Genomic DNA, 26659 nt, shown 5'->3' on the forward strand with positions numbered 1-26659 from the left:
CAGGGCAACCGCCGCTTTCTGTTTGATGCAGGGGCTTAGTCGTCAACGCATAAACTCCTGACGCATCATCTCCATAGCATCTATAATGCTGAAGCTATTGGCGTCGTAAATCAAGAACTTACCACCGCCAATGCCCCGAATTCGGCCAGTCTGTTCGTAATGTCCGAATCGTTTCACTTTATCTTTTCTATTCCACCAAAAGAAACTCGTTCTATCCTCGTAGGAAGAGCAGAAAACGACATTGCCACGGTCGAAGGTCAATGCGTGGGCCCCTTCGAAGTCAGTAAGAGTTGCCTGTTGAGTCAGCCGGTAGTCAGTGAGGCGAAGTTCGAGAAGAGGAAAGCCGGTGTAAGTGTAGGCCAAGATAGAGTCCTTGCCCAGCTTGCACATGCAATAGCAATCCAGAATAAAGCCGTGGCCGCCGGACGTATGACCGAAAAGCTGCTGGCCCGTAAAGTTAAATACCGCTATACCGTCTCCGCTAGGAGGCTTCTCACCCGCGGCTTGGTCGAAGTAGGAAACAACAATCTGGTCAGCTTGAACCAGCACGTCGGCTTGGTATTTGCCAGCATCAAAAGTTAGGAGTTTGCGGCCCGTATAATCGAAAATGTGACCCGTATCTGCTACACCTACCTGATGGCCGATTAGCAGAAACCGCTCGGCATCTAGTTTCCGAATACAGGCGTATCGAAACTGCTGCGTGAGGGCCAACCGTCCGCCATTGGTCCAGACTTCCATGTTACTCATAAGGGCAATAAAGTTGCCGTATTCATCGGCATCCAAATCCAGTATCTGGAGTTTGCCGCAGTCGAGTGGGTAGGTGGTACTTGACAATTGGATTTAAATAAAGAAGCAGAAAGAGCTGCCCGAAGAACTGCTCTTTCTGCTTCTGCAACACAAGTAAGGATGATGGCTAGCGTCCGCTGCGGGCGCGGCCTTTGTTGCGCACGTCGGAGGCGCCGGAACTGCGGGAGGATAGCTCCTCATCAACAAACACGTAGGCATCACTGGCGCCGGAGGCATCGATGTCAGCCTTGTCGCTGCGCAGGTCAGAGGCGCGGTAGTCGCTGCTGCCGCTGATTTGTACTTGCTGGCGCTTTACGCGCCCGTCGAGGCGGATGTCGGAGGCGCCGCTGGCGTCGGCAGTTATAGAGTTGGCGTTGAGGGTGAGCGTAACATCGGAGGCGCCGCTGGCATTGATATGGAAGTCATCGGCCTTGATGGGCGTTTCGCCTTTCACGTCGCAAGCGCCGCTTACCTCGATGCCTTCCAGCTTGGGCGTGGTAACGTACACTTTCACCGACTTGCTACGCATCAACTCGCTGAGAGAGAATTTTTTGTCGCGGTAAATTCGGAGGGTGTTGCCCGATACTTCCGTTTTGATGTAGTCCAGCAGTTCTGGCGCCGCATCTATTTTAACTTCGGTCGTTGACCCTTGGCGCAGGTAGACGTCTATTGCGCCGCTGGCCTTCACGATTTCGAAGGTGCCGACTTGCCGCGCTTGCTGGGCCTCCGACGTAGAACAAGCAGATAAACTAACCAGCGCCGACACGGCCAGCGCATTAAGAAGCGTAAAGGAGTTCATCGGATTCAAGCTTACAAAGTGAAAGGAGGACTACTGCTTTCGTAGATGCGCAATGCATGCAAGCCGTTGCCTGCCACTGCATATATATTGATTTATGAATTGATTGCAAAGCACTTTTTCGGGAAACCTTACAGCCACTCTTGAAGGCTACAAGTCATAGAAACAGGTAGCCTCGGTAGAACACCGCCGCGCCACCATGACTGATGACGGACGCCGTTCCACCGAGGCTATGCTCTTGCCAACACTTCGCTTCTAGCTACGACACTTGCGGCTGGGGTTCCCGGACTCGTTGCACCAACGCCACCACCACGGCCCCGAGCATGGCCACCAGCCCAAACGACCAACGCAAATCAGCCGCCTTGGCCACGAAGCCCACTACCGGTGGCACCACCAAAAACCCGAAGTAGCCCACCATCGAAACGGCCGCAATAGCCGAACCCGAACTTAGTGCCGAGGTGCGGCCAGCCATGCTGAACACCATCGGAATGACGCAGGACACTCCCAGGCCCACCAACACAAACCCAAAGCCTGCTACCAGTGGCACCGGAACCAGCGCGGCTAGTCCCAAGCCGCAGGTCATGAGCAAGCCGCTGTAGTGCAGCATCGGCTTCACGCCGTAGCGGTTGGCTAGCCAGTCGCCGCTGAAGCGGCCGGTAGTCATGGCCACCATGTACACGGCAAAACCAATGGTGGCCGTTTCTTTGGACATGTGCACGGCCTTCTCGAAATAGATGCCGCTCCAGTCGTACATAGTACCCTCGCAGGCCATGGAGGCAAAGGCAATAATCCCGAATTTCAGCAAGGTTTTGTCGGGCAAGGAGAAGCCGGCCTTGCGTTTCTCTGGGTCGGGGCTAATGTCGAGGGTGTTTGGGAAAAAGTACACAGCCACGGCCGTAAGCACTATTCCCACCACCAGAAAGTGGTACTTCGGCAACACCCCGGCAGCTACCAAACCAGAACCCACGGCCGCGGCAGCAAAGCCGGCCACGCTCCACACCCCATGAAAGCTGGCAATAATGGACCTATCGTAAAGGGCCTGCACCCCCACCGACTGCGCGTTCACCGAAATATTGAGCAGATTGCGCGAAGAGCCGAAGCAAAACAGCAGCGCGACCAACTGCCAGGTTTCCTGCGCGAAGCCGAGCAAGGCCAGCGCCACATTGTAAAGCACTGCGCCTACCAACATCACTTGGCGGCTGTTGAAGCGCTGCAAAAGAATGCTGGTCACGGGCAACGTGAGCATTAGACCCATTGGCAAGGCAAACAGCACCCCGCCAAGTTCGGCTTCATCAAGCCCCAATTGGTGTTGGATGGTCGGAATACGCGAAGCCCACGTTGAAAAGCCGAACCCCGATAGAAAGAAAAACAGCGCAATAGCAATGCGCGCCCGCTGGGCCGTAGGACTCTCCGAAACTTCTGTTTTTATCATAATAAGCTGCCGACTAGGCTGTAAAGCTACTAGCCGTTTGCCGCCTTTCGTTGGGAGGGAAGCTCACGGCTGCGCATCACGAGCCTCTAGCTACTGTGTAGTGCCACCAAAAGCGGTTACTGCGGCAGGGTGATTTTGAAAATTTGAAACGGCTCTGTCCGCTGGGAGCGGGGAATGTGCAGCTGCGAGGTAGTGACGTACAGTCCGCCATCGGGGCCAAACGAGAAGCTGTCGGGCCACTTAAGCTGTTGGTCGCGGGTTACAATCTGAAGCTTGCCATCGGTGGTAAGCCGCGTTACGGCATTGAGTTCGATAGACGTGAAATACAGGTTGCCCGCCGAGTCGAAAATCATCCCATCGGTGGGGCCAGTATCACCTATTAACTCCACGCGCTGGCTTAGCTGCGCGGCCGGCAACGCCTCGTCGCGCAGGTATTGGGTGCCAATGCGGTAGAGCGTACGGGCCGTGAGGGCGTGGTAGTAGAGGTATTCGCGGTCCGGCGAAAGCGCAATGCCATCGGAGTCGAGGGAGGGCAGCTTTCCGCTGCGGTTGCGCCACACCCGGCCTTCAACCGTCAGAATCAGGTTCTCGGATTTGGTTGACGGATTGTTGCTTAGCAAGCGTCGGCTGCGGCCCGTGGCAAGGTTCACCACAATGATGGCGCCTTGGTTGGAGTCGGTGATGTACGCAAAATTGCGTTCTGTATCCACTCGAACGTCGTTGAGGTAGCTGGTTGGGTAGGCCACCGTTTCATCGAAGTCGATGCGCTGTACGAGCTGCCGGGTGTTGGAATCGAACTTCAGCAGCTTGGCGCCGCCGCGCACCACGCCTCGCATCTGGGGCGAGCCTGCGTCGAGCACCCACAAGAAGTTGTTGGGGTCGGTGTACACACTTTGCACGCACACAAAGCGGTTCTGGGCTGGCAACGAGGATTTCCAGTTGTTCCAGGTGGTGTCAGGAAAAGGAATAGCCTGCGTGTTGCGAATCTCGGCCACTGAGTAAGGGACGGTATCGGTTTCCATCCGCGGGAAGTTGGCGAAGATGCGGCCGTCGCGCATCACGGCCACGCCAGTCCACTGAACTTGCGAAGTCGCCGTTTGGGCCAGCGTGGCGCCCGGTAGGGTAGGAGTGTCGGGCTGCTCGTCGTTGTCGTCGTTGCAACTGGTTAGTAAGGGCAAGCTGGTCAGCGCAACGAGTAATGGAAGTAAAAAGCGTTTCATAGCAAGAGTAAGAACAAAGAACTGGAACGCTTCCCTACGCAAGGCGAGCAGTAAGAGGCCGGATGAAATACTCGCTTCCTTCTGATTTTAAGTATTCATACTCAGTGAGTTTGCGGCAAATACGGAAAGTTCAGCTTGTCCCCTTTCGCCATTTGTCTTGTCCTCAACACAGGTGCAGCGGTGTAGCTGAGCGTCGTGTTTCTGCTGCCTACGCCGTTTGCTGAAATCCTTACGGAAGCCCATTTGCGCTGCTTAGTACTCAGTGAGTTGCACGGTCGGCTATGCGGCATCACAACCTCACTTGAAGCTGCACCGTAACAGCCGGCACTATAGCTGCTCCGCTATATCCAACTTCATTTGAATTTTACACTTATGCAGAAGACCCTGCTTTTGTTATCGGCCGCTGCCACCTTCACGGCTGCCTCATGCACCCAAGACAAACCCGCTGCTGTCGATGCTGCCACCACGCCGTCGGCGGATACGGCCGTAGTGGCAAGCCGCGACGGTGCCGACACCGATACGGCAACCTACCGCACCGATGCCGATGCTTTGGCTGCCCGTGTGGCCGAAGACCTCAAGCTGACGGATACGGTTGTGGTAACGCGCATCGAGAAAACCTACTACACCCGGGGCCGCCGCCTCAACGAGGCCACCACCCGCTACAGCACCGATACCACCGGCCGCTACGCCGCACTACGCGCCATCAACGACGAAACCGACCAGCAGGTGCGCACCATCATCCCCGGCCAGTACGACACCTACACCGCCAACCGCGCCACCTACTACGATGGCACGCCCTACACGGCCGCCGCGCCAGCTACTGCCTCAGCGGCAGAGGCGCCTGCCCGCCGCCGTGGCCCAGCCATTGAGAAGTACGAGAAGAAGGCCAACGGCGAAACCAAAATCAAGTACGCCAATGGCAAAACCGTGAAAATCGACAAAGACGGCGACACCAAAGTGGAGTACCCGAACGGCACGAAAGTGAAGCGCGACGCCGACGACGGAAAAGTGAAAGTGAAAAACTAAGAAACCTGCGTAGGCCCTATTTGCACCGCTAGCCTGGCGCGGGGTATTTACCTGCTTTGTACAGCCATGTTCAGCAGCGCTTCTTAGTGGAATTCAGTAAAGACCAGCCATTTAGGTATCTGCTAGGCTATACTTGAAAGAGGTGTATGCTTTAGTTAATAGCTGAAATATATGTTCAATAAAAACGGCGCTGGTATTTACCAAGCGCCGTTTTTATTAGTAGCAGGAGCAACTGAGCTTTATTCTCTATAAATAAGTCTAGCACTTACGGCTGGCCGCTGAGTGCAGTTTGCGGTTTGCTGCTCGGCGAGTGTAATAGCTCTAGGGTATGGCTGAACATACTGGCATCACCCCACTGGCCGTGGCCGGGCACCACCAGCTCTGCCTTCGGGTAGCGTGTTGCCACCGCGCGAACTGCCACCGGCCACTGCTTCAGGTTGGCATCATCGATGTTGCCGAGGGTGGTGGCGTCGGCACCTTTTATCAGGCAGCCCCCGAAAAGCACGTGCTGGTTGGGGAGCCAGGCCACCATATTATCGGGGGAGTGACCGGGGCCGGGATAAAACAACTCCAGCCGGGTACGACCAGCCCGGATTACGGTGTAGGGCTTGATAGCTGGCGTGGGTACCCCGAACGGCAGCGTGGCGGCGTGCTCGGCGGTAGGTGGTGTGCAGTACACCTTGATATTGTTGGCTTCTAGCACGGGCAAGCCGCCTAGTCGGTCTTCGTGCGCGTGGGTGATAACCACTAGGCGCACCCGCTGGTGCAAGGTATCGGCCACCCAGCGCAGCAGCTCCATGGTTTGGTCGGGGTCCCAGGCCGTGTCCACTACCAGAGCGCCGGTTTTGGTTTTGATGATAAGGCCGTTGGATGGCACGGGCACCGGGTTGCCAGGGTAGCGCCGGTAGGAAGTGTGCACAAATACATCCGGGGCAATGCGCTGTACGCGCAGGTGCAGGGGTTCCAGCTTAGGGCGAGGGGGCGCGCCGGCCGACAGCAATACTGAACAAACTAAAAAGAAGGTTGCCAGACCAAGCTGGCGCAAAGGGTACAGGAAGCGTAAAGGCAAAACGGGCATTCAAAAAAGGAAAGACAAGCTGTCTAAACGTTCTGCCCACATAAATAGTGCACTGCCTGGCGGAGTTGGCTCACGGTCAGAACAATACTTTGTTTGCGCGTTTAGAGTACTGGAATTGTCGCCGTGAAATAGTGGCCGCAAAGTCTAGGCTAGAAGCTAACAAAGGCGCCGAACTTTGACTGGTAGACAATAGTTGGCAATTCAGTAAAAGCTGCCAACCTTACGTAGCACCTCAACCCACCGCTCGGTCCACAACCTCTTCGTATGGAACCTCTTGTTGCCTCCCCTTATTCTTCGTCCGAAACGCCCGACTTGCAGCAGCTTTTCAAACGGCAGCAGGCTCGTTCGGAGGCGCTGCGCCGCGAAGATGCCGGCCCAAGAGCCGTGCGCCTGCGCAAACTAGGCGAGTGGATAGAGCAAAACCGCACGGCTATTCAGGAGGCGCTGTATACTGACTTCCGCAAGCCCGCCACCGAAACCGACGTTACCGAAATCTGGCCGTCGCAAACCGAGCTGAAGCACACGCTCAAACACCTCAAGCAGTGGACTTCCATTCAGCCGGTAGATACGCCGCTGGCACTGATGGGCGCGCGCGGCTGGAAGCAAGCTGAGCCCAAAGGGGTGTGCCTGATCATGGCACCTTGGAATTACCCGTTCTACCTCGCCATCGACCCGCTTATCTCGGCCTTGGCAGCAGGCAACTGCGCCATCATCAAACCTTCGGAAATGACGCCTAGCGTGGCCGCCTTGCTCAGCCGCATGGCCCGCGAGGTGTTCGATCCGGCAGAGGTAGCCGTAGTGGAAGGCGACAAAGAAGTGGCTACCAAACTGCTCAAGCTGCCCTTCGACCACATCTTTTTCACGGGCAGCCCCCAGGTTGGTAAAATAGTGATGCGGGCCGCGGCCGAGCACCTCACCAGCGTCACGCTGGAGCTAGGCGGCAAAAGTCCGGTCATCGTGGATGAAACCGCCGACCTGCGCGATGCGGCCGAAAAAATAGTGTGGGGCAAAGGCATCAACGCCGGCCAAACCTGCGTGGCCCCCGACTACCTGCTGGTGCACGAAGCAGTGCAGGAGCCCCTACTGGCCGAAATGCAAGCCGTAGTGCAGCGCTTTTACAATGCAACTGGCCAAGGCGTAGCCACTTCCGATTCATTTGCGCGCATCGTGAACCAGCACCACTTCGAGCGGGTGGCCGGCATGCTGGAAGACGCGCAACAACACGGCGCCACCGTAGCCATGGGCGGCCACGTCGATGCGCGGCAGCGCTTCATCGAACCCACCGTATTGCTGAACCCCGCCGCCGACAGCCGCGTGATGCAAGAGGAGATATTCGGGCCGCTGCTACCTATTCGCACCTTCCGCACCCTCATGCAAGCCACCGACGAGGTGAACTCCCGGCCCCGGCCGCTGGCGCTGTATGTGTTCACCCAGAACAAGGAAAACCAGCGCTACTTGCTGCGCAATATTCCGGCGGGCGGCGCGGCCGTCAACGAAACCATTCTGCAACTGGCTCACCCAGAGCTGCCCTTCGGTGGGGCCGGCAACAGCGGCATCGGCCGGGCCCACGGCTACGCGGGCTTTCTGGCCTTCTCCAACGAAAAATCGGTGCTGAAGCAGCGCACTGGCCTTACGGGTATTAAGAGCTTCTACCCGCCTTACACGCCCAAGGTGCAGCGCATGGTGGGCTGGCTGCTGCGCTGGCTATGAGAAGACGAGGTGAAGTAGCGAAGCGGTCTGTTTAACGTGCTGACTGCCAAGCTTGCGTAGCCAAGGCAGCTGATGTGCCAGTTCGCTGCTTAACGCTACGCTATTTGTATGCAAGCCGAGTATTTGTGGCGAAAAGGTCTTATATTTTCCAGACCCGGTCGGCTATCAGAAGCTGGCAAATTCCCCGCCTCGCCTTTTCAAATAGTATGCTCTTCACCGAAGCCCAGCGCGTTACGCTACGTGCCCTTGCCGATACCTTCATTCCATCCATGGACGGACCCGCCGAACACGCCGCTTACTGGCAGCGTCGGGGTTCCGACGGAGTGGACCTCGATAAGATAGGGGAGGTGCTAGACGAGCAGCCCACCGGGGCGCAAGCCGAGTTTCTGAAGCTGCTGGACTTGCTCGATACCGTGACGCTGGGCTTGACCTGGTTTGGGCCGCTGCGGCCGTTCAGCCACTTGCAGCCCGCCCAGCGCGAGAAAATGCTGCAAAGCTGGTCGCAGAGCAACTTGCCGCAGCTGCGCAAAGGCTTTCACGCGTTGCGCAAGCTGTTTGTGTTCTTGTATTACGGCAGCTCCTCGGCTGAAGCGGGCAACCCGGTGTGGGAAAGCATCGGCTACGCGGGCCCCCTGCCTTCTGATTCCGTGGTGGATACCACCAAACCCATCCGGACCTTGCAGCCGACTGAAGATGTAGTCTACGACTGCGAGGTGCTGGTAATTGGGAGTGGCGCGGGTGGGGGCGTGGTAGCAGGCGAGCTAGCCGCCGCTGGCCACGATGTGCTGGTGCTGGAGAAAGGTCCGTACTGCCACGGCTGCGACTTCACGCAACGAGAGGTTGATATGCTCGGCAAGCTCTACGACGGTAAAGGCGCGCTCAGCACCCAAGATGGCGGCATCAGCTTGCTGGCGGGGTCCTGCCTGGGCGGGGGTACCACCGTCAACTGGGCCGGCGCCTTCCGCACTCCCGATTACGTGCTACAGGAGTGGGCGCGCGAGCATATGGTGCCGCATTTCACGTCGTCTGATTTTCAAAGAAGCGTAGATGCCGTAAGTAAGGCGCTGAGTGTGAATACTGACTACCCGCGCCACAACGGCCAAAACCAAGCCCTGTGGGATGGTTCGACCAAGCTGGGGCAGCACGTAAAGCTGATTCCGCGCAACGAAAAGGGTCTCACCGATTCTGAAGCGCACTTCCGGGGCCTGGGCTACAGCACCATGGGCGACGCCTACGGTATCAAGCAAGGCACCCTGAACACTTATTTATTGCAGGCGTTCGAGCACGGCGCCCGGCTGCTGGCCGACACCCGGGTGGAGCGCGTGACCATAGCCAACAACCGGGCTACGGGTGCGGTGGCCGTACATACCACGGCCGATGGCCGGGAAGTAAGTGTAACGGTGCGGGCCCGGCGGGTGGTAGTGGCAGGCGGCGCCATCCAAACGCCAGCCTTGCTGTTGCGCAGCGGCCTGAAGCACCCACACCTGGGCCGCCACCTCAATTTGCACCCCACGGTGGTGGTATCGGCACTCTACGAGCAGGCCATGAACCCGTGGTTTGGCCCCAGCATGTCGGTGGTGAACGACAGCTTCACGAAACTGGGCGGTACCAACTACGGCGCCAAACTGGAAACGCCGCCCGCTCACGCCGGCCTGATGAGCATGGTGCTGCCCTGGCTGTCGGGGGCGCAGCACAAGAAACTGATGCAGCAGGCGGCGCACATGGGTTCGTTTATCGTCTTGACTCGGGACCGGGAAGGGGGCCGGGTCAACATCGACAAACACGGTCATGTGGTGGTCGATTACGCTCTCAGTGAGTATGACAGGGCGCATATGCTGGCAGGTGTGCGAGGGGCAGCCGAAATTCATGCGGCGGCCGGGGCACACACCATCTTTTTGCCGCACGGTACGTTGCCTACGTTGCACGCGAAGCAAGGCCAGATTCAGAATCCCGAAGTGCTCGAACGGCTGCCTCATCTAAGCTGGCGACCCAACCAGTACGGCCTCTACAGTGCCCACCAAATGAGCACTTGCCGCATGGGTGGCGACTCGTTTACCCACCCCGTTAGCCCGACCGGCGAAACGTACGAAGTCCGCAACCTGTTCGTGGCCGATGCATCGGCATTTCCGGCTTGCAGCGGCGTAAACCCTATGCTCACCACCATGGCGCTGGCGCACTTCACGGCGCAACACCTGAAAACCAGTGGAGTAACGGGCTCAATGGCTGGCTCTTCTGCGGCGGCGTCTGTTGCGGCTGCGGCTTCCTGAGTGTCGAGGTAGAAGATATAGAGCATTCGAAATAGACGAGTGGTGCGGTTTTCGCGTATGGGGTCCACACACACTCATACTTTTTCTGCTCTATGTCCATTTCTCGCCCTCTTCTCGCCCTGTGCTTGCTGGCTTCCCTGGCCACTGGCTGTGCCCGTCGCAACAAGAATATTCCCGAAGCTAAATCAGTAAGTGTAGCTCCTGCTTCCGCCCCCACGGTAGCCCCCACCGCCGCCCGCGACCTTACCGACGTGATGACCGACGAGCTGAAGCTGCGCCCCGACCAGCAGCAGAAAGTACGAGCCATCCTGACCAGTACCGCCGAGCAAGCCAATGCCGCCCAAAAGCAGTACGCCACCAACCGGCCAGCCCTGATGGCCGAGCTAAAGCGCATCAATACGGCTTCCAACCAACAGATGCAGCAGGTGCTCACGCCTACCCAATACCAGCAGCTCAAAACCAAGCAGCGCCAGATGCAAGCCGAAATGCAAAGCCGCAAGTCGGGTCAGTAGGCTTCTACTTTGGTAGCCGCTGCGGCGAGTGCTATATAGGTGCCAGCTGCTCTGCGTGGAGGGCTAAGTTGCTATGGGTTAGCGCACTTTCGCCTTCGTCAAGAGCCGTGCAAACAACCCAGGGGTTAGTCGTTTCAGTAGTACGCCCAGGGTTTCGCGGCCCCCGATATACACTTCGTTTTTGCCCTTTGCCACGGCGCGCAAGGCGTGCCGGGCAAACGTGGCGGGCGCCATGCCGCGGTTGGTAGCATCGTCCATGGTTCCGAGGGGTGCCCCGTCGCCGGTAAGGGCATTAACGGAAATGTTGGTTCGGATAAAGCCCGGACAGATGATAGTAACACCTAGTCCGGTATCCGTCAGCTCGGCCCGTAGTGAATCAAAAAAGCCGTGGAGCGCATGCTTGGAAGCAGCGTAGGCCGACCGATATGGCGAGCCAAACTTGCCCACTAGGCTGCTCACCACTACTATCCGCCCGCTGCCCTGTTGGAGCAAGTGCGGCAGCACCGCTTTCGTCAGCGCAACTGTGCCGAAGTAGTTTACTTCCATGAGCTGCCGGTCTACGGCCAGAGTGGTTTCCAAGGCCAAAGAGCGTTGGCTCAGGCCCGCATTGTTGACCAACACATCCAAGCGGCCGTAATGCGCTAGCATTAGTTCCACCGCTGCCGGAAGGCTAGCAGCATCGGTTAGGTCCAGGGGAATCACCAGCGCCTGAGCGGGTGCACAAGCGGCTTGCACTCGTTCCAGCGCCTCCACATTGCGCGCCGATAGCACCAGTCGCGCGCCTTGCCGGGCAAATTCCAAAGCCAGTGCCTCCCCGATACCCGTGGAAGCCCCCGTAATCTAAACCACTTGCTGGCTAAACATCATATGTATTGATAAGAACAGGGAAGGCCGCAAGTATTGCCGTAGCGGTAGTTGCAAGCCTATTCTACGTCCACGTAGTCCGGAGTGCCGCGGTAACTGCCGCTACCCGCCTGCGACAGAAGCAGCCATTTCTTCTGGGCTTGCCTGGATTTTGTGAAGAAGGAAGGATTGGTTTTGTATATCTCGTAGCGCTCCAATTTTATTTGATTCAACAAGTATTGTTGTTGCAGGTCATTTCTAAATCCCATGAGTTGAGCAAGCTGGTCTCTTACTTCAGGAGTGCGAGGTAGGCGGGTAAGGCTGTCACGGCGAGTTGTTTGGCGTCGTTGCTCTTCAGGAGAGTTCTGGCTGTTACGCCTCATAATGGTTAAAAACTGCTCATTCAAAGCCATGTACTTGCGCACGTGGTTTCCCGGGTCCTGTAGTTGCAGCGCCTTGTATGGCTTCCCTTTCCTGGCAGGCGCGGTAGCTCGGTCACACCCGAAGAGAAAGAGCAACCCAACTAAGCAACCAGCAGCCACCGAAGCTTGGCAGGATTTGCTAAGGGTGACGAAAATAGCTTGCACTGCGTGGAAAGAAGTAGCGGAATTCATAGCCAAGGCAACTGTATGTGAAACGCTAATAGATTTTTACGCAACCAATTCAGGCAAAGCGAAACAGAATGCGTCTTTTCAGGTGTGCACATTCATAAGATAGAATAAATAAGATACTTAACTTCAGGTAAAACGCCTAGCATCAGCACAAACTGTGCTCCGCTTCAGGCGCTTAGCAGCCCGCCCGCAACATTCCACGCGGCTGGGCCGTTCGCACAGCTTTTCCGTCCACCTTAAGTATTCTACCTGTGCGCCGCCAGTCAGCTCTGCTCCATTTCAACCCCAAGCTCAGCCTCAACGCCGACGGCAAGCACGTCCGCGACGGCCTCTCCACGGTATTACGCACCGGTGACAACATCTGGGTGAGCTGCGACGAGCGCACCAGCATCGAGCGGCTGCGCCTAAGCGCCCCAAACGAGTTCAAGGGCCACTGCCGCTACGAGCTAAGTGAGCTGCTGGATCTGGGAGAAGACGCCGAAGAGGAAATCGACATCGAAGGCATGGCCGAGTCCGACCACTACCTCTGGGTGATTGGCTCGCACAGCCGTAAGCGCAAGCAGCCCAAGCCCGAAGACGACGACATGGCCAAGCAGATTGCCCGGTTGGCCGAAGTGAAAGAAGAGCCGAGCCGCTACTTGTTAGCCCGCATCCCCCTGCTGCAGAATCCCACTACCGGCGACTATGAGCTGTTTCGGGAGGCCCCGCACCCCACTGAACCCGGCAAAACGCTGTGTGCTGCCCAGCTTCACGGCTCCGATACCAGCAACGAGCTGCTGGAAATCCTTGCCCAAGACCCGCACCTGAAACCGTTCATGCAGATTCCGGGCAAAGACAACGGCTTCGATATTGAGGGGCTGGCCGTAGCTCCCGACGGCCGGCTGTTTGTGGGTTTGCGCGGCCCCGTGCTGCGCGGGTGGGCCGTGGTGCTGGAGTTGCTGCCCCGCGAAGACAAGCACGGCCGCCTGCGCCTCGCCGAGCTAGCGGGTGCCACCGAGAAGTATTATAAAAAACACTTCCTAGCCTTGGGCGGCATGGGACTGCGCGAGCTACGCCAGCGTGGCTCCGACCTGCTACTGCTCGCCGGCCCTACCATGGACCTCGACGGTACCATTGCCGTGTACTGCTGGCCCGACGCGCTCCGCTGCGAGGAAGATAGCCTTGTGGGCCCCGATAAGTTGCAGCGTCTCTTCGATGTGCCCCACGGATTCGGCCCCACGGCTGGCAAAGACAAAGCCGAAGGCATGGCCCTGCTCGACGACAAACACGTGCTTATCGTGTTCGACAGCCCAACCGACGACCGTAAACCCGCCGCCCACCAAGTTGTGGCCGACGTGTACCCTATCTAAAGCGAGCTGTTTGGCTTGAAATTGAATTTGGCAGCAACGGTTTGTTATGTTCTATTTCAGAGTCTACCGTTGTCGAGTGCATAGCCTGTCATAAGGTGACACCTGGTATTCGTTTCTTTGCCAGCGCATACTTTTACCCGACTCATAGCCCCGACCTCATGCCTTTATTGCGCACTCCCGAAACCACGCATCGTATTCATTTCCAGGACTGCGACATGATGGGCCACCTCAACAACGCCCGCTACCTCGACTATTTCCTGAATGCGCGCGAAGAACACACCACGCAGCACTACGCCCTCAACCTCGGAGCGCTAACGCGGGAGCTAGGAACCAGCTGGGTTATTACTAAGCACCACATCAGCTATCTACGCCCCGCCAACCACGGCGAAGTAGTGCTTGTGCGCAGCCAGCTCATCCATTACGACAACTCCAACCTAGTAGTGGAAATGCAAATGCTGAGCGAAGACGGGCAACGCCTCAAGGCGTTGCTTTGGTCGGAAATGGCCTTTGTGTCGGTGAAGTCGGGTACCCGCACCGAGCACCCCGACGACCTGATGGACATGCTGGAAGAACTTGATGCGCCTGGCATTGAGTACGACCCCGACGGCTTCGATGAGCGGGTGAAGCGGGTGCGCAAACAGCTCAAGCAACTTCGCCAAGAGTAGCGCGCCAAGAGGAGTGCATAACTCGGGCAGAAAGGCGCCTAAGGTAAACCTGCTACAGAAGCTGGGCGTAAGAAAAACCAGCGCGGACATACCGCCGCCTCGTTTTTTCTAAAGGACACATAGCATGAGTATCTTCAGCAGCGACAAACTAAAAGGCAAGAAAATAGCCATCGTAGCCACCGATGGTTTCGAGCAAGTAGAGCTTACCGAACCTAAAAGCTACCTCGAAGGCGAAGGCGCCGAGGTAGAGGTTATTTCCTTGAAAAGCGGCTCCATCAAAGGCTGGGACAAAACCGATTGGGGCGACAAAGTGGACGTGGATAAAGTAATTAGCGAAGCACGCGTAGCCGACTACGACGCCTTGGTGCTGCCCGGCGGCCAAATCAACCCCGACAAGCTACGCGTCGAGCAAGACGTGGTGAATTTTGTGGGTGAGTTCATGCGCTCCGGCAAAGTAGTGGCCGCCATCTGCCACGGCCCCTGGACGCTCATCGAAACGGGCCTCGTGCACGGTAAGCGAATGACCAGCTTCCCCAGCATCAAAACCGACCTTAAAAATGCCGGCGCCCAGTGGGAAGACTCGGAAGTGGTAGTCGACAAAGGCCTCATCACCAGCCGCAACCCCGACGATATTCCTGCCTTCAACAAGAAGATAGTAGAGGAAATCCTGGAAGGTGCCCACGCCCCCCGTAGCTAGCCTACGATTCCCGCTGAGCCGGCGCAACAACGGCTCCATGACACTGCAAGACCTTGCCCCACTGGGCAAGGTCTTTCTGCTTTAGGGCAGCAGCTCCAGCAACCGGGCTGCCTGTTGATGATACACAAAGTAGAAGCCCAGGTCGAAGAGCAGCAAGAACGCGCCTTGGAGCCACAATGAACGGCCAAAGCCAAGAAGCCGTTCAGGGAGTTTAAGAGCGGTGGCCGCCCGTGCTCGGAGCCAGCTCCCCACGCAGACATAAGCTACATCAAGCCCCGCGTTGAACAGCAGAATCTTCTCGAAGTTGAATTGCGCCGTGAGGCTGTCTGCCAGCGTGAGCCCTGCTACCTGATTGGGGTGCGCCTGCAACATTCCCCAGACTGCCAGCACCACGTTCACGAAGTTCCAGCCCAGGTTCATCTGGTGAAAGTAAACGGCCTCGGTCCGTACACCCGAGCGGTTCACGTAGTAACCGCTTATCAATAAGTTGAGTAGGGCCCAGGTACCGAGCACAGCCATGCCACGCTCGGCAAGCAGCTCGCGGCCGTGGTTGATGGCAGGCAACAAATCGAGGAAAAGAAAGGTCATAGGATAGCAACGTACAACAGCCCAACAACAAACAAAAGGGAAGCCGGTGCGGCTTCCCTTTTGTTTGTTGTTGCAGCAAGTAGATAAGATTAGTTGGTGAAGCCTATGCCCACGTACACCTGGAAGGCTCCGTTCTTAACGTTGCTAAAAGCTTGTCGGCCAGAGGCGCTAGGGTCGTCGTAGATCTTGGCTAGCCCCAAATCATAGCGGGCGCCCACGCGGGCCGGACCTACCCGGGCTTCGAGGCCGCCTACTACGCCGTAGTCGAGGCTGTGAAAGCCGGCCCCGTCTATGCTTTTCTCGACATCCTGGTCCTTAACTCGCACCAGCAACGAAGCCTGTGGCCCCACATGCACACTCACGTTGTCGAGGAAGTTGTACACGAACAGCACCGGTACCTGAACGTAGTCGAGGCGCGTTTCACGCACCGGGTTGTTGGAGCTGCCGGTGCTGCTGGCCCGGTCGTCGAAGCCTTTGCGGCTGAAAAGTATTTCGGGCTGAATAGAAACCTTGTCGTTGAGGCCGAATTGGGCATACACGCCCACATGGTAGGTCTTCAGGTTGGATAGGTCGCTGTAGTTCTCGGTGTCGCTGCCGTGTAAGTCAATCAGGTTGAGGCCGCCTTTGATACCGAAGCCGTTGTTGCGTGAGTCGCTGGTAGAAGGGGCGTAGTCGGTGGAAGAGCGCACGCCGTCAACACTTTGCTGCGCCATTGCCGCAAAGCCGAAGCTGCAAATAGAGAGTAAGAGAAACAGTTTTTTCATGGGTGGCATCAGTTAAAATATGAAGCTGGGCCAACCCATAGGGGTGGAGAAAAGTGGGCCCAGCTAAGGGCCTATACTAGGGGCGTTACGTAAGGTTGCGCGGCATTTATTTTCATGCCATAAAAGTTTTCGCCAAGTAGATAGCATCTCTAAGAACAGTTACTATCTTTGGCTCTTTACGGCCGCCGCCAGCCGATTTGCGGGGCGTTAGCTCAGTTGGTTCAGAGCACTACCTCGACAAGGTAGGGGTCACTGGTTCGAGCCCAGTACGCCCCACGCAAATCGCACCGAATCCGAAATAACCGTCTGAAAAGGCGGTTATTATCGTTTTCAGGCAGTTAATCTTCAGGCGCTAGAGGAAGAAGTGACAAGTGCCAGAGGGGGAGCAAGGAGACAGGCAACAAGCAACAAGGACACGGAACCTGCTTAATTTCTCTTGTCACCTCATCCATATTCCTCTGTTGCCTGTTGCCTCATAGTCTCTCCCTTGTTACTGCATGCTTTCTATTGCTTGGGCACCACTCTACGCCCATCCGTTGCCCGATAACCACCGCTTCCCGATGCTGAAGTATGAGTTGCTTCCCGAGCAGCTTGTGCGTGAGGGCACGGTACCCGAAAGCGCCTTTTTCGCCCCTTCGGCACCACCCACCCCCGATATTCTGCGCACCCACGACGAAGAGTACTATCAGAAGCTGCGCACCGGTGGCCTAACCCGCCAGGAAGAACGAGCCACTGGCTTTCCGTGGAGCCCGCAGCTGTTTAAGCGGGAAGTAACTATTCTGGGCGGCACCCTCGAATGCGCGCGTCGGGCACTGAGTAGTGGTATTGCGCTCAACATTGCGGGCGGCACCCACCACGCATTTCGCAACCGTGGTGAAGGATTCTGCTTGCTCAACGACCAAGCTGCCGCCGCCGACTACCTGCTCGCCAACCCTGCTCTGGGCGTTAGCAAAGTGCTTATCGTTGACCTCGATGTGCACCAAGGCAATGGTACGGCGGCCATCTTTCAGCACGAACCCCGGGTATTTACCTTCTCGATGCACGGCGCCCGCAACTACCCGCACCGCAAAGAGCACTCCGACCTCGACCTACCGCTGCCCGACAACACCGATGATGCCGCTTACTTGGCGTTGCTCACTAGCACCTTGCCGCGCCTGCTCGCCGAAGTGCAGCCCGACTTCGTGTTCTACCTTAGTGGAGTCGACGTCCTGGCTACCGACAAGCTCGGTCACTTGGCGCTAACCCGCGTAGGTTGCCGCCAGCGCGACCAGTTTGTGCTCGAGCTCTGCCACCGTCACGCCCTGCCCGTAGTTGTGTGCATGGGAGGCGGCTACTCGCCGCGAATAGCCGATATTATCGAAGCCCACGCCAACACCTTCCGCATAGCCGCCGACCTGTGGAGCTGAACCGGTGGTTTGTGGCCTAATGACCGCGCAAGTAGTTTTGATACTGTAGGCAAAACGGCGCTACATATCTGCACCGCTTACCATATTACCACTTGCCAGCGGAAGGCCCAGCGCCAGCGCAAGGTGTAGCGCTTGATGCCTGCCTGCTGCAACAGCCGCTGCCAGTCTTGCCGGCTGAAGGAGCGGGCTACCGACAACGGGGCGTCATTCTGTACCAAGTGCGAGCCACCAAACAGCCGCGTAATCCATTTGATGCTGTAATAAGCCAGCGGGTGCCGGTGCAGGTCGTTAATGATAACGGCGGTAGTGGCTTGGGCCCGGCACTGCGCAAGTAGCTGCACCAGAGCCCCGTCAGGGAAGTGGTGCAAAAACAAACTGCAGGTGATGACATCAAACGACTGTTGCTGAAAAGCAGGCGAAAAGATGTCGTGTTGCTGGAAGCTGATTTCAGGGAATTCGCGCGCTTTATCAGCGGCGTACTCAAGCATGAACGCATTGACATCAATGCCAATTAGCTCGACTAGGATCTTATGGCGGCGGACCCAGCGGGCCATGTGCCGTAGGGTATCGCCGCCGCCGCTACCGAGGTCAGCGAGGCGTAGCGGCCGTCCTGTTGGGAACTGCGGACGCAGGCGTTCCAAGGCATTCAGCACGGGAGCATAGCCGCCAAGCCAGGTGTTGATGGTTTCGAGCTCGTCTAGGTTCTGGCGCAACGCCTCCGTGGCCAGCGAGTGGTCGTCCATCAGCTCTTCTTCCGTGGCCCGGCGCGTGAAATCTGGCATTTTCAAGTCGTTGTGTTGCTCCTTACACAGGTCCTATTCTGCCACCTACACCACGCGCAAGAGCATGGCTTCCAGTGTCAGGCCTGGCCCGAAGGCAAAGCTAAGAACAGGCGCCCCTACGTCGGAAGCGGTGAAGCTATTCAGCAACTCGCGCAACACAAATAGTACCGTAGCCGACGACATGTTGCCATACTCTCGCAGGATATGGTAAGCCGGGGCGTTATCAGCCCGCGTCAGGTTGAGTTCTTTCTCGATAGTCTCCAGAATGCGCCGCCCACCCGGGTGAATAGCAAAGTGCCGAATATCCGCAAGCTTGACCGGCAGATGCCGTAGCAAATCATCGGTAAGCCGCCGGATACCGCGCTGTATCAGCTTGGGCACGTACGAGGATAGCGTCATTTCGAAACCAAAGTCGTTGACGTGCCAGGCCATATCCGCGTGGCCGTCGGGCTCAAGGCCACAGTGAAAGGCTTCTAAAGCTAAGTGCGGCCTTGTGCCCGAGGGGCGGCCAAGCACCAGCGCAGCAGCGGCACCATCCCCGAACAACGCATTGGAAACCAGATGGTCTTCTTCGTGGTGCTTCTGAAAATGCAGGGTGCATAGCTCGGTGCACACCACCAGCACCCGCGCCTCTGCATCGGCGCGGCAAATAGCATCGGCTAGTTTGAGGGCGTTGAAAGCTGCGTAACAACCCATGAAGTTCACGCAGGTCCGCTGCACATTTGGGCGCAGCCCGAGGCGGTTTACCAATTCAATATCGAGGCCGGGAGCGTACATACCCGTGCAGCTCACCGAAATTAGGTGCGTGAGCGAGGCGGGCGCAATTTCAGGAGCGTTCTGGAGGCAGCTTTCAGCCGCGGCAGTTGCCAAGGGCAGCGCCTCGCGCCGGTAAGCTTGCATGCGCGCGCCTACCGTGGGAAAGGGCTCTAGGTCTGGGGTGTTCGGGAAAAAGGTGAAGTCGCCGTTTTGGCGCCCATAGTCGGGTAGGGCTGTATACCGATGCCCAATGCCCGAAACTCTGTATAGGGCCCGCAGCTTGCGGGTGGCCGCTTCATCGAATTGCAGGGCCTTCGCCATGAATTCGCCAATGGAAGCCTGCGGAAGACGGTGAGTGGGGTTGGCCGTGCCAATGGCACTAAGGTAGCTGGTCATTAAGTGCAGTATACGGAAATACTTGGGCGAGAGACTGAGGAACTATGTGCAGTATCCTGGCCAGATAGCCCATCGACACCAACCAAGCAGCAAGCCCTTGACACTAACAGAAATGTCAAGGGCTTGTCTACGGTCGAGATATAGCATGGGCGGCAACGGGTAGTTACTCGCTAATTCCCGTTAGGGCCTTGCTAGCCACTAGCCATTAGAACTCTTGGCCGTGGGTGCGGCGCATCAATGCCCTGACGCCACCCGGCCAGTGCCGTAGGCTACCTACTACGGCTTCGCTGAGCAATGGCTTGCCAAACAGACCCTGTACTAGCCGGCCCACCTGCAGCCGCTGCCCAAACTGCGTTTGCCAGTCGCGCCGGTAGCGGGCCTCCAGAGTAGCGCGGGTAGTTCGGCCCTGCAAAAAGTCGTGGAGGTGGGCACTGGCTAGCTGAGCCCCGTGCATGGCCATGGCCATGCCGTTGCCACAAAGCGGCGTAATCAGGCCCGCGGCATCACCACACAGCAAGATATGGTCTTCCACGCTGCTCTTAGGAGCAAAGGAAATCTCATTGATGACCTCGGGCTGCGGATACAGAAATTCTGCTTCGGTAAGGATAGCCCGCAGGAGTGGGTTGGCCGCCAGCACGTTCTGCTCCAAGGCCGCAATAGTGCCTTGCTGCTTCAAGTTTTGGCGGGTGGTGAGGTAGCAGAAACAGTAGCGCCCATCTTCCACCGCCGAAATTCCCGCGTACCCATCAGCAAAATTATGCAGTGCAATCAAGTCAGGTGCATAGTCGAGCCGCAGGTGGTGCTTTACGCCGAGGTAGGGCGAGCGTTGTTGGAAAAAGCGCCGCTCCCGGTCGAGGGCACTACGCTTGCCGTAGGCGCCAAGCACAGCACGAGTCGTTAGCGTGCGGCCGTCGGCCAACGTAGTGGTGTGCGAATCCGTGGTTGGGTTGTACGCTACTGCCGCAACCGTAGCGCGCTGCAGCACCGTAATGCCGCGTGCTTCGGCAAGTTGAAACAGATAATGGTCGAGGGCGAAGCGGCTGATACCGAAGCCACCAAGATCGAGCGGTGCCGACAACGTGCGGCCAGCCGGCGACGAAAGTAGGAAGCGTGTTATACGGGCCGGCCGCAACGGAGCAGGATCGGCTTGGAGGCGGCGCAGGTACGGCAATACTTCGTTGGAGACGTACTCGCCGCACACCCGATGGAAGGGATATTGCTTTTTTTCGACCACCGTCACCGCATGGCCCCGCGCCCTTAAGTCGAGCGCTGCTGTAAGCCCCCCAAGTCCGCCACCTATAACAAGAACGTCCAACTTTTTTTGTCCAGAAAAGAGGTGAATAATCGGTCTAGAAACAATGATTAGTAGCGAAAGTGTTATATTTTAGGTGCTTAATTAAGATTGCCCCGGTATCTTTGTAAACCAAATCAGATAGACAACGTTTTATGGTACTATCTGAGCGCGCTGATTTTTTCTGCTCTAATTCCCCTTATGATGAGACGCTTACGCTACATTTTTTTAACGCTACTGCTGGCCTTTGGCCCCTTGAGCAGCAGCTTGCCTTCTGCTTTCGCCAAGCCCGGCGTTGCGGGTACTAGGCCTACAAGTAAACCCAACGAAGAACGGAATCTATTGGTGTATCCTAACCCGAGCACTGGTATTGTTCATATTGCCATCAATGGTTTTGAGGGCCGTAAACTTGAGCTACGTGTGCTAAATGTAATTGGCTCGGTTATCTACCGCGAAGCCATTACGGAGCTCAACGACCGGTTCACCAAAACACTCGACCTAAGCAAGTTTGCTACTGGCTTGTACTACGTACGGCTCGAAGGCGACAATGCCAGCCAAATGCGCAAGCTAGTAATCCGCTAGAGTGCCGCTACCACGTTGGCGCTCAACCAACAAAAAGCCCCGTCTGCAAGCAGATGGGGCTTTTTGTTGGTTGCTCCTTGAGAGCAAGCAGTGTATTACAAAAACTAGCGGCTGTTTTTAGCGCGCACGGGTACAGGCTTCAATGAGGCTTTCAATTGGTCGAAAGTATTCATTGCAAGTAAGGCAGTGACAAGTGCAATGCCCAAAAAGATCAACAGGGACATACGAATTGAATTAAAAGACGAAAGAAACACAACAACCAACTCAAGCTGCAAAACCGCACAGTACCGTTGTTGGCATCTGTAAAGCTAACCATAAACACGGATAAGTAGTTGCAGTATAATTATGTGCTTTTCATAAGTTTTGCACTACAAACTTGGCGTCAACTCCAGCGCCACCCATAAGTGCCGAGCCGCGACTATCCAACCAGGGCAAACCGAGAAAGGCAATTCCCGGCGCGTCGGTTAGTCCCCGCTGATGGCGTGGTGCTCCCGTAGCATCGAAAATAGGCAGCTTAACCCAGTTGTAAGCCGGTTGAAAACCAGTGGCCCACACCACAGCCTCCAATGGGGGCGTAGTTTTGCGTTGAGCCTGTAAAGCTCCTTCGGGCGTAGCCCCCGTGGCCCGGCCAATAAATTTGGCGTTGGTGTAACTCCGTAGTCGCTGTAAGTCGCCGCTTACTATCGGTTCGGGACTGTTCATCATAAAGCGGCCTAAAAAGTTGGAGCGCGACAGACGCAACAGCCCCGTACTCTTTAGCAGCACCCACATCAACTGGTTGTTGGGCATAGCGCCGGTTTTCTCGTCAAAAGCCACATAAACCGGCTGGCCGGTAGAGGCTAGGTCGGCTGCTATTTGCAGCGCCGAGTTACCGCTGCCCACTACGGCTACCGGACCCGCGCCTGCAATTTGGCTAGGCCGGTGGTACTGACTGCTGTGGATCTGTTGTACCTGCCTCGGCAAGTCAGCTGCGAACGAGGGAATTTTGGGCGCCGTATAAGCACCCGTGCTGATAATAACGTGTTGGGCATGATACGTAGCCCCAGCCGCCGTCTCGACCATATAGCCAGCAGCAGTAGCGGGTACCAAACTAACCGCTCGCTGGCCTAAGTGAATCGGGAAGTGGAAATGGGCAGCATAGTCGCGCAAATAAGCAGCGGCTTCGTCCTTAGAAGGGTAGCGTAGCTTAGAGCCAGACCATGGAAGACCAGGCAGGCCACTAGCCCAAGCCGGCGAAAAGAGACGCAACGCATCGAAGCGAGTAGCCCATACCTCACCTATAGCCGCGCGCTCATCCAGCACTACGAAGTTTACGCCCTGCTTTTGAAGGTAATAGGCCGCAGCCAAGCCGGCTTGCCCTGCTCCAACAACAAGGGTATGAACTTCAATATTTCTCATGCCTCGTTATTGAACCCCACAATCAGCGAAAGGTAAAGCTTACGGCGCTGCTGCATAGTAAGTCATAAACTTGCTATTAGCAGCTAGGGTTATAACCCCGGGAAATCTTGCCGTAGCCCTTCCATTACCTTCTCCGTCACGTTGCGAACCAATGCCACGAGCTGCTGAATCTCTTCTGCGGGTAGTGGGGTGTCGCGGCATGCTTCTAGCCGGCGGATAGGAGCGTGTAGTTGGCGGATGTGCAGCCCATCGAGCGAGCTTTTCAGATTGTGCGCCGCGGCCGAAAGCTTCTGACAGTCGCCGGAGGAAGCGTACTGCTCCATACCCTCCACGGCCGGCGGTGTGGTCTGAACGAAAAGCTGCGCCAGCCGCCGGACAAACTCCTCGTTGCCATGGGCCAGCCGCCGGATGCCGCTCAGGCTGTAAAGCGAGGCCTCCGGAGCCGCCTCCTTAGGCGCTTCGTCTTTGGTAACAGGCTGTACTGCTGGTCGCTGACCCAGCGCGGCGGAAATAGTTTGAAACAACTCCTCTTCGCGAAAAGGCTTGGAGAGGTAGCCGGAAAATCCGGAAGCCAAGTAGCGTTCCGCCTCGCCACGCAAGGCGTGGGCCGTGAGAGCCAAGATGGGCGTTGCAGCGCGGGCCGGTTCGGGGTGTTGGCGCAGTAGCCGCATGGCCGTCTCACCGTCCATGCCTGGCATCTGAATGTCCATCAACACAATATCATAGAAATTACGCCCGAACAAAGTCAGCGCCTCCGGGCCGGTGCTGGCCGTATCTACGCTCCAGCCCCAGTTGCGCAGCAGTGATTCCACCAGAAACTGGTTGATGGCATTGTCTTCGGCGAGCAGCACCCGGCGCGGGCCTAGGCTCCGGAAGTCAAGGGCAGGGACGTGCGGTTCTTGGGTAATGGTAACTTTTGTAGAAGAGAATGGCAGCGTAAACACAAAGGTGCTGCCCTCATGCAACTGGCTTTCGGCGGTCATGGTACCGCCCATCAACTCGACAAGGCCGCGCGAAATACTCAAGCCAAGGCCCGACCCCCCGTATTCGCGGGCTGTGCTAGCGGAAGCCTGCGTGAAGGGCTCGAACATATCCTGCAACTGGTGCTCCGGAATACCTGGGCCAGTATCTTGTACCGAAAACTGAAAGAACTGCTTTTCGCCCGGCTCACTTAATTGGCGGCACGTTAAGCTTACTTGGCCTCGCTCCGTGAACTTGACGGCATTGGATAGCAGGTTAAGCAAAATCTGACGCAAGCGGTATGGGTCGCCGAGAACCGTGGTAGACACATCGGCGGGCGGGAGGTTCAGCGTAAGGGTAATGCCCTTCTCCTGTGCCCGCGGCAACAACGACTCCTGACTGGCCTGGAGCACGTCGCGCAGGTCGAACGGAATAGTTTCCGTCCGAATCTTTCCGGCGCCGAGCTGCGCCATGGCCAGCACATCGTTGATTACCACCAGCAAATGGTCTGCGGAGTGGCGAATGTGGCCTAAATACTGGCTTTGCTGGTCATCGAGTGGCGTCTTGGCTAGCAACCCCGCAATGCCAAGAATGCCATTAAGCGGAGTCCGAATTTCGTGGCTCATGTTGGCCAAGAAGTTCTGCTTGGCTTGCGCGTTTTCTTCGGCCGCTTCTTTAGCCGCTCGCAGATCCAACTGCATGCGCTTGAGCTCTGTGATGTTGCTGTCAATGCCTAGCACCTGCACGCTGCCGTCGGCCAACACAAAGGGCCGCTTCACGCTGTAAAACCACACGAGCGTACCATCGGGGCGGGTGAAGGTTTCCTCTTGCGCCAGCTCTTTGCCCGTGCGAATCACTTGCTCGTCTTGGCGGCGGTAGCGTTGGCTGTCGGCCATACTTATGGGCCGCTGGCCAAGCTGTGTGTTTACCACTTGGGCCGGGGTCATGCCATACAACTCGGCCGTGGCTCGGTTGGCCAGCAAGTAGTGACCCTGCGTGTCTTTTAAATAAATAAGGTGCGGCGTGGTATCAATTACTTGGCGGAACAGCCGGTTTTGCTCGGCTAAGCGGCGGTTGGCAGTGCGCCGCTGCTCGTCGGCTACCTTCCAGCGAGTAATGTCTTCTGCCGTGCCTACAATTTGTCGGACCCGGCCTTCCTTGTCGCGCTCGAATGGGGTTGTGGTGAGGCGTAGCCAGCGTACCGAGCCGTTGAGGTGGGTTAGGTGATACTCCTGCGTAAGCACTTCCCCATCTTCGGCATCGCTCATTTGCATGATGTGTTGCCGCAGCTTCTGAGCTTCTGCTTCGGGCATTAGCTTCAGGAAAGCATCGTCGCCCATGGCCACAATTTCGGCTTCCGTATACCCCGTAATGGTTTCGATATAGCGGTTGCAGTAAACTGTGCGCTTCCTCGGGAAATCGTAGATGTAAACTAGGTTAGGAATGGTATTGGCAACTTTTTCCTGACGCAGCCGAGTGCGCCGCAACGATTCTTCTGCGGCTTTGCGCTCCGTCATGTCTTCGGCGCTGCCTATCAACTGCCTAACTGTGCCATCGGCGTCGCGCAAAAAGGCGCTACCCCGGATGCGCATCCAGCGCCAGCTGCCGTTTTTGTGCCGCACCCAGAACTCGTAGTTGATCGTTTGATCGTCGGTAAGGGTGGCAACCCGCTCCGGCAAGCTCAGCAGTTGCTGCTGACCGTCCTCATCTAGCAAAAAGGGGACAACGCCGCTTCCCAGGTCCAGCACCTCCTGTTCGGAGTAGCCCATTACCCGCTTTACCTGCTTATTGACGTACACGATGCGCTGCTCATGCACATCGAACAGCAACACAATAACCGGGAGGGTGTCGTTGATGCGGGACGCAAACAGCTGGCTGTGCCGCAACTCTCTTTCGGCCTGGCGGCGAGCCGTAATATCCGTGAGGTAAATATTGGCGGCCTCTTCACCTGCTAGTGGCACTACAGTCCAGAGGTAATGCTGGTCGGCGAGGCCATGTTCTACCGCGCGCGGCGTGTTGTCTACCAACGCTTCTGCTACCTCTTGCCGCATAAAGTCATACGTAGCGCGCCACTTTGGAAGGGCCAGCGCCTCTAACACATGGCTGGCCGCCGGGTTGGCGTAGCGCGCTTGCCCGTCGTTGCCAAAACAAATAATGGGTGCCGGGCTTTGCTCGGCTAGTTGCGAGAGTTCCCGCACCCGCGCCAGTACTTTTTGCTGTTCGGTTACGTCCTCATAGCTCCACAAGTGCAGCACGGTATTACCGTCTTGCATCAACGGCAAATACTCTCGTTGCAGGATGGTGCCATTGGTGAGCGGAATCAGTTCCGTAACGCGCTGTTGGCTTAGCATTGCCTGCCAAGCCTGCTGCCGTACCTGCTCGGCATTGCAAAACTCGGTTCCTTGCGAAAAGAATTTTTCTTGCTCTAGCCCGATATACGTAGCAGCAGGCTCTGGCAAGTTCAGTAGTTCACACAACCGCTCGTTCACGAGCACTATACGCAGGCTTGCATCCTGTGCCAGAATGCCCGAACTCATCGTTTGGAGCAAGGCTTTTAGCTGGCTAGCTGCTTGTTCACTTTGCTGCCGCAACTGTTCCCGCAGTTCCTGCAGTTGTTGCTGAGCAGCTTGGTACATAGTTCGTGCCTGCCGCAATTGACGTTGCTGCTGACGGTATGCTATAGAGGTCATAGTATATAGTCACTGAAATTGGTGCACCTTATTTCTATTATACGATAACGAGGT

23 protein-coding genes and 1 tRNA gene are annotated in these 26659 nt (G+C 56.9%); 10 read left to right on the plus strand and 14 right to left on the minus strand.

Features of this window, described 5'->3' with window-relative positions; translation table 11 throughout:
- Window positions 1-42 precede the first annotated feature (42 nt).
- The 4 genes from P1X16_RS15460 to P1X16_RS15475 form a co-directional block, all read right to left on the minus strand.
- Window positions 43-834, minus strand: a complete 792-nt coding sequence (locus P1X16_RS15460) for a hypothetical protein (protein ID WP_277230802.1) — start codon at window positions 832-834, stop codon at window positions 43-45.
- Window positions 835-913: 79 nt separating this feature from the next.
- Window positions 914-1585, minus strand: coding sequence for a head GIN domain-containing protein (locus tag P1X16_RS15465; RefSeq protein ID WP_277230805.1), 672 nt, complete (start codon window positions 1583-1585; stop codon window positions 914-916).
- A gap of 256 nt (window positions 1586-1841) precedes the next feature.
- On the minus strand, window positions 1842-3014 hold the full coding sequence (locus P1X16_RS15470; RefSeq protein WP_277230808.1) for an MFS transporter: 1173 nt from the start codon (window positions 3012-3014) through the stop codon (window positions 1842-1844).
- A gap of 116 nt (window positions 3015-3130) precedes the next feature.
- Window positions 3131-4234 (minus strand): L-dopachrome tautomerase-related protein, encoded by a 1104-nt coding sequence (locus tag P1X16_RS15475; RefSeq protein WP_277230811.1) that lies wholly within the window; start codon window positions 4232-4234, stop codon window positions 3131-3133.
- A 372-nt stretch (window positions 4235-4606) separates the two neighbouring features.
- Here P1X16_RS15475 and P1X16_RS15480 point away from each other — a divergent pair, with 372 nt between their 5' ends.
- Window positions 4607-5260 (plus strand): T-complex 10 C-terminal domain-containing protein, encoded by a 654-nt coding sequence (locus P1X16_RS15480; protein ID WP_277230815.1) that lies wholly within the window; start codon window positions 4607-4609, stop codon window positions 5258-5260.
- A gap of 265 nt (window positions 5261-5525) precedes the next feature.
- Here P1X16_RS15480 and bla read toward each other — a convergent pair whose 3' ends face one another.
- Window positions 5526-6338, minus strand: coding sequence for a subclass B1 metallo-beta-lactamase (gene bla / locus P1X16_RS15485; protein WP_277230818.1), 813 nt, complete (start codon window positions 6336-6338; stop codon window positions 5526-5528).
- A gap of 264 nt (window positions 6339-6602) precedes the next feature.
- Here bla and P1X16_RS15490 point away from each other — a divergent pair, with 264 nt between their 5' ends.
- The 3 genes from P1X16_RS15490 (at window position 6603) to P1X16_RS15500 (ending at window position 10827) form a co-directional block, all read left to right on the plus strand.
- Window positions 6603-8048, plus strand: coding sequence for an aldehyde dehydrogenase family protein (locus P1X16_RS15490; protein WP_277230822.1), 1446 nt, complete (start codon window positions 6603-6605; stop codon window positions 8046-8048).
- 206 nt (window positions 8049-8254) lie between these two features.
- Complete coding sequence (locus P1X16_RS15495; protein ID WP_277230825.1) at window positions 8255-10315, plus strand: GMC family oxidoreductase N-terminal domain-containing protein; 2061 nt, start codon at window positions 8255-8257, stop codon at window positions 10313-10315.
- Between the two features lie 92 nt (window positions 10316-10407).
- Entirely contained in the window at window positions 10408-10827 is a 420-nt protein-coding gene (locus P1X16_RS15500) for a hypothetical protein (protein ID WP_277230826.1), read from the plus strand.
- Between the two features lie 78 nt (window positions 10828-10905).
- On the opposite strand, the gene P1X16_RS15505 is transcribed toward P1X16_RS15500, so the two are convergent.
- On the minus strand, window positions 10906-11667 hold the full coding sequence (locus P1X16_RS15505) for an SDR family oxidoreductase (protein ID WP_277232961.1): 762 nt from the start codon (window positions 11665-11667) through the stop codon (window positions 10906-10908).
- Between the two features lie 83 nt (window positions 11668-11750).
- Window positions 11751-12083 (minus strand): hypothetical protein, encoded by a 333-nt coding sequence (locus P1X16_RS15510; RefSeq protein WP_277230828.1) that lies wholly within the window; start codon window positions 12081-12083, stop codon window positions 11751-11753.
- A gap of 449 nt (window positions 12084-12532) precedes the next feature.
- Between P1X16_RS15510 and P1X16_RS15515 the strand changes: the two genes are divergently transcribed.
- The 3 genes from P1X16_RS15515 to P1X16_RS15525 all read left to right on the plus strand — a co-directional run bounded on the left by P1X16_RS15515 (window position 12533) and on the right by P1X16_RS15525 (window position 14992).
- Window positions 12533-13630, plus strand: a complete 1098-nt coding sequence (locus P1X16_RS15515) for a DUF3616 domain-containing protein (protein WP_277230830.1) — start codon at window positions 12533-12535, stop codon at window positions 13628-13630.
- Between the two features lie 158 nt (window positions 13631-13788).
- Complete coding sequence (locus P1X16_RS15520; protein WP_277230833.1) at window positions 13789-14295, plus strand: acyl-CoA thioesterase; 507 nt, start codon at window positions 13789-13791, stop codon at window positions 14293-14295.
- A gap of 124 nt (window positions 14296-14419) precedes the next feature.
- Window positions 14420-14992 (plus strand): type 1 glutamine amidotransferase domain-containing protein, encoded by a 573-nt coding sequence (locus P1X16_RS15525; protein WP_277230835.1) that lies wholly within the window; start codon window positions 14420-14422, stop codon window positions 14990-14992.
- Window positions 14993-15073: 81 nt separating this feature from the next.
- On the opposite strand, the gene P1X16_RS15530 is transcribed toward P1X16_RS15525, so the two are convergent.
- The gene (locus P1X16_RS15530) at window positions 15074-15580 is read right to left on the minus strand and encodes a hypothetical protein (RefSeq protein ID WP_277230837.1); all 507 of its coding nucleotides are present in this window, start codon (window positions 15578-15580) and stop codon (window positions 15074-15076) included.
- 89 nt (window positions 15581-15669) lie between these two features.
- The gene (locus P1X16_RS15535) at window positions 15670-16344 is read right to left on the minus strand and encodes a porin family protein (RefSeq protein WP_277230839.1); all 675 of its coding nucleotides are present in this window, start codon (window positions 16342-16344) and stop codon (window positions 15670-15672) included.
- Between the two features lie 201 nt (window positions 16345-16545).
- Here P1X16_RS15535 and P1X16_RS15540 point away from each other — a divergent pair.
- Both P1X16_RS15540 and P1X16_RS15545 read left to right on the plus strand, forming a co-directional pair.
- Window positions 16546-16620, plus strand: a tRNA-Val gene (locus P1X16_RS15540).
- Window positions 16621-16841: 221 nt separating this feature from the next.
- On the plus strand, window positions 16842-17750 hold the full coding sequence (locus P1X16_RS15545; protein WP_277230840.1) for a histone deacetylase: 909 nt from the start codon (window positions 16842-16844) through the stop codon (window positions 17748-17750).
- Between the two features lie 77 nt (window positions 17751-17827).
- Here the strand turns inward: P1X16_RS15545 and P1X16_RS15550 are convergent, their stop codons facing one another.
- The 3 genes from P1X16_RS15550 to P1X16_RS15560 all read right to left on the minus strand — a co-directional run bounded on the left by P1X16_RS15550 (window position 17828) and on the right by P1X16_RS15560 (window position 20999).
- The gene (locus tag P1X16_RS15550) at window positions 17828-18532 is read right to left on the minus strand and encodes a methyltransferase domain-containing protein (RefSeq protein ID WP_277230842.1); all 705 of its coding nucleotides are present in this window, start codon (window positions 18530-18532) and stop codon (window positions 17828-17830) included.
- 45 nt (window positions 18533-18577) lie between these two features.
- Window positions 18578-19684 carry a type III polyketide synthase gene (locus tag P1X16_RS15555; RefSeq protein WP_277230844.1) on the minus strand — a complete coding sequence of 369 codons (1107 nt, stop codon included), beginning with the start codon at window positions 19682-19684 and terminating at the stop codon, window positions 18578-18580.
- 205 nt (window positions 19685-19889) lie between these two features.
- Window positions 19890-20999, minus strand: coding sequence for an FAD-dependent oxidoreductase (locus P1X16_RS15560; RefSeq protein WP_277230846.1), 1110 nt, complete (start codon window positions 20997-20999; stop codon window positions 19890-19892).
- Between the two features lie 177 nt (window positions 21000-21176).
- On the opposite strand from P1X16_RS15560, the gene P1X16_RS15565 reads away from it, so the two are divergent.
- Window positions 21177-21557, plus strand: a complete 381-nt coding sequence (locus P1X16_RS15565) for a T9SS type A sorting domain-containing protein (protein WP_277230848.1) — start codon at window positions 21177-21179, stop codon at window positions 21555-21557.
- A gap of 354 nt (window positions 21558-21911) precedes the next feature.
- On the opposite strand, the gene P1X16_RS15570 is transcribed toward P1X16_RS15565, so the two are convergent.
- Together P1X16_RS15570 and P1X16_RS15575 are read right to left on the minus strand one after the other, a co-directional pair.
- Entirely contained in the window at window positions 21912-22955 is a 1044-nt protein-coding gene (locus P1X16_RS15570; protein ID WP_277230850.1) for an NAD(P)/FAD-dependent oxidoreductase, read from the minus strand.
- Window positions 22956-23044: 89 nt separating this feature from the next.
- Window positions 23045-26605, minus strand: a complete 3561-nt coding sequence (locus P1X16_RS15575; protein WP_277230852.1) for a PAS domain S-box protein — start codon at window positions 26603-26605, stop codon at window positions 23045-23047.
- Between the last annotated feature and the right edge of the window lie 54 nt (window positions 26606-26659).

The organism is Hymenobacter sp. YC55, from assembly GCF_029433095.1.
In the GTDB taxonomy this organism is placed as follows: domain Bacteria; phylum Bacteroidota; class Bacteroidia; order Cytophagales; family Hymenobacteraceae; genus Hymenobacter.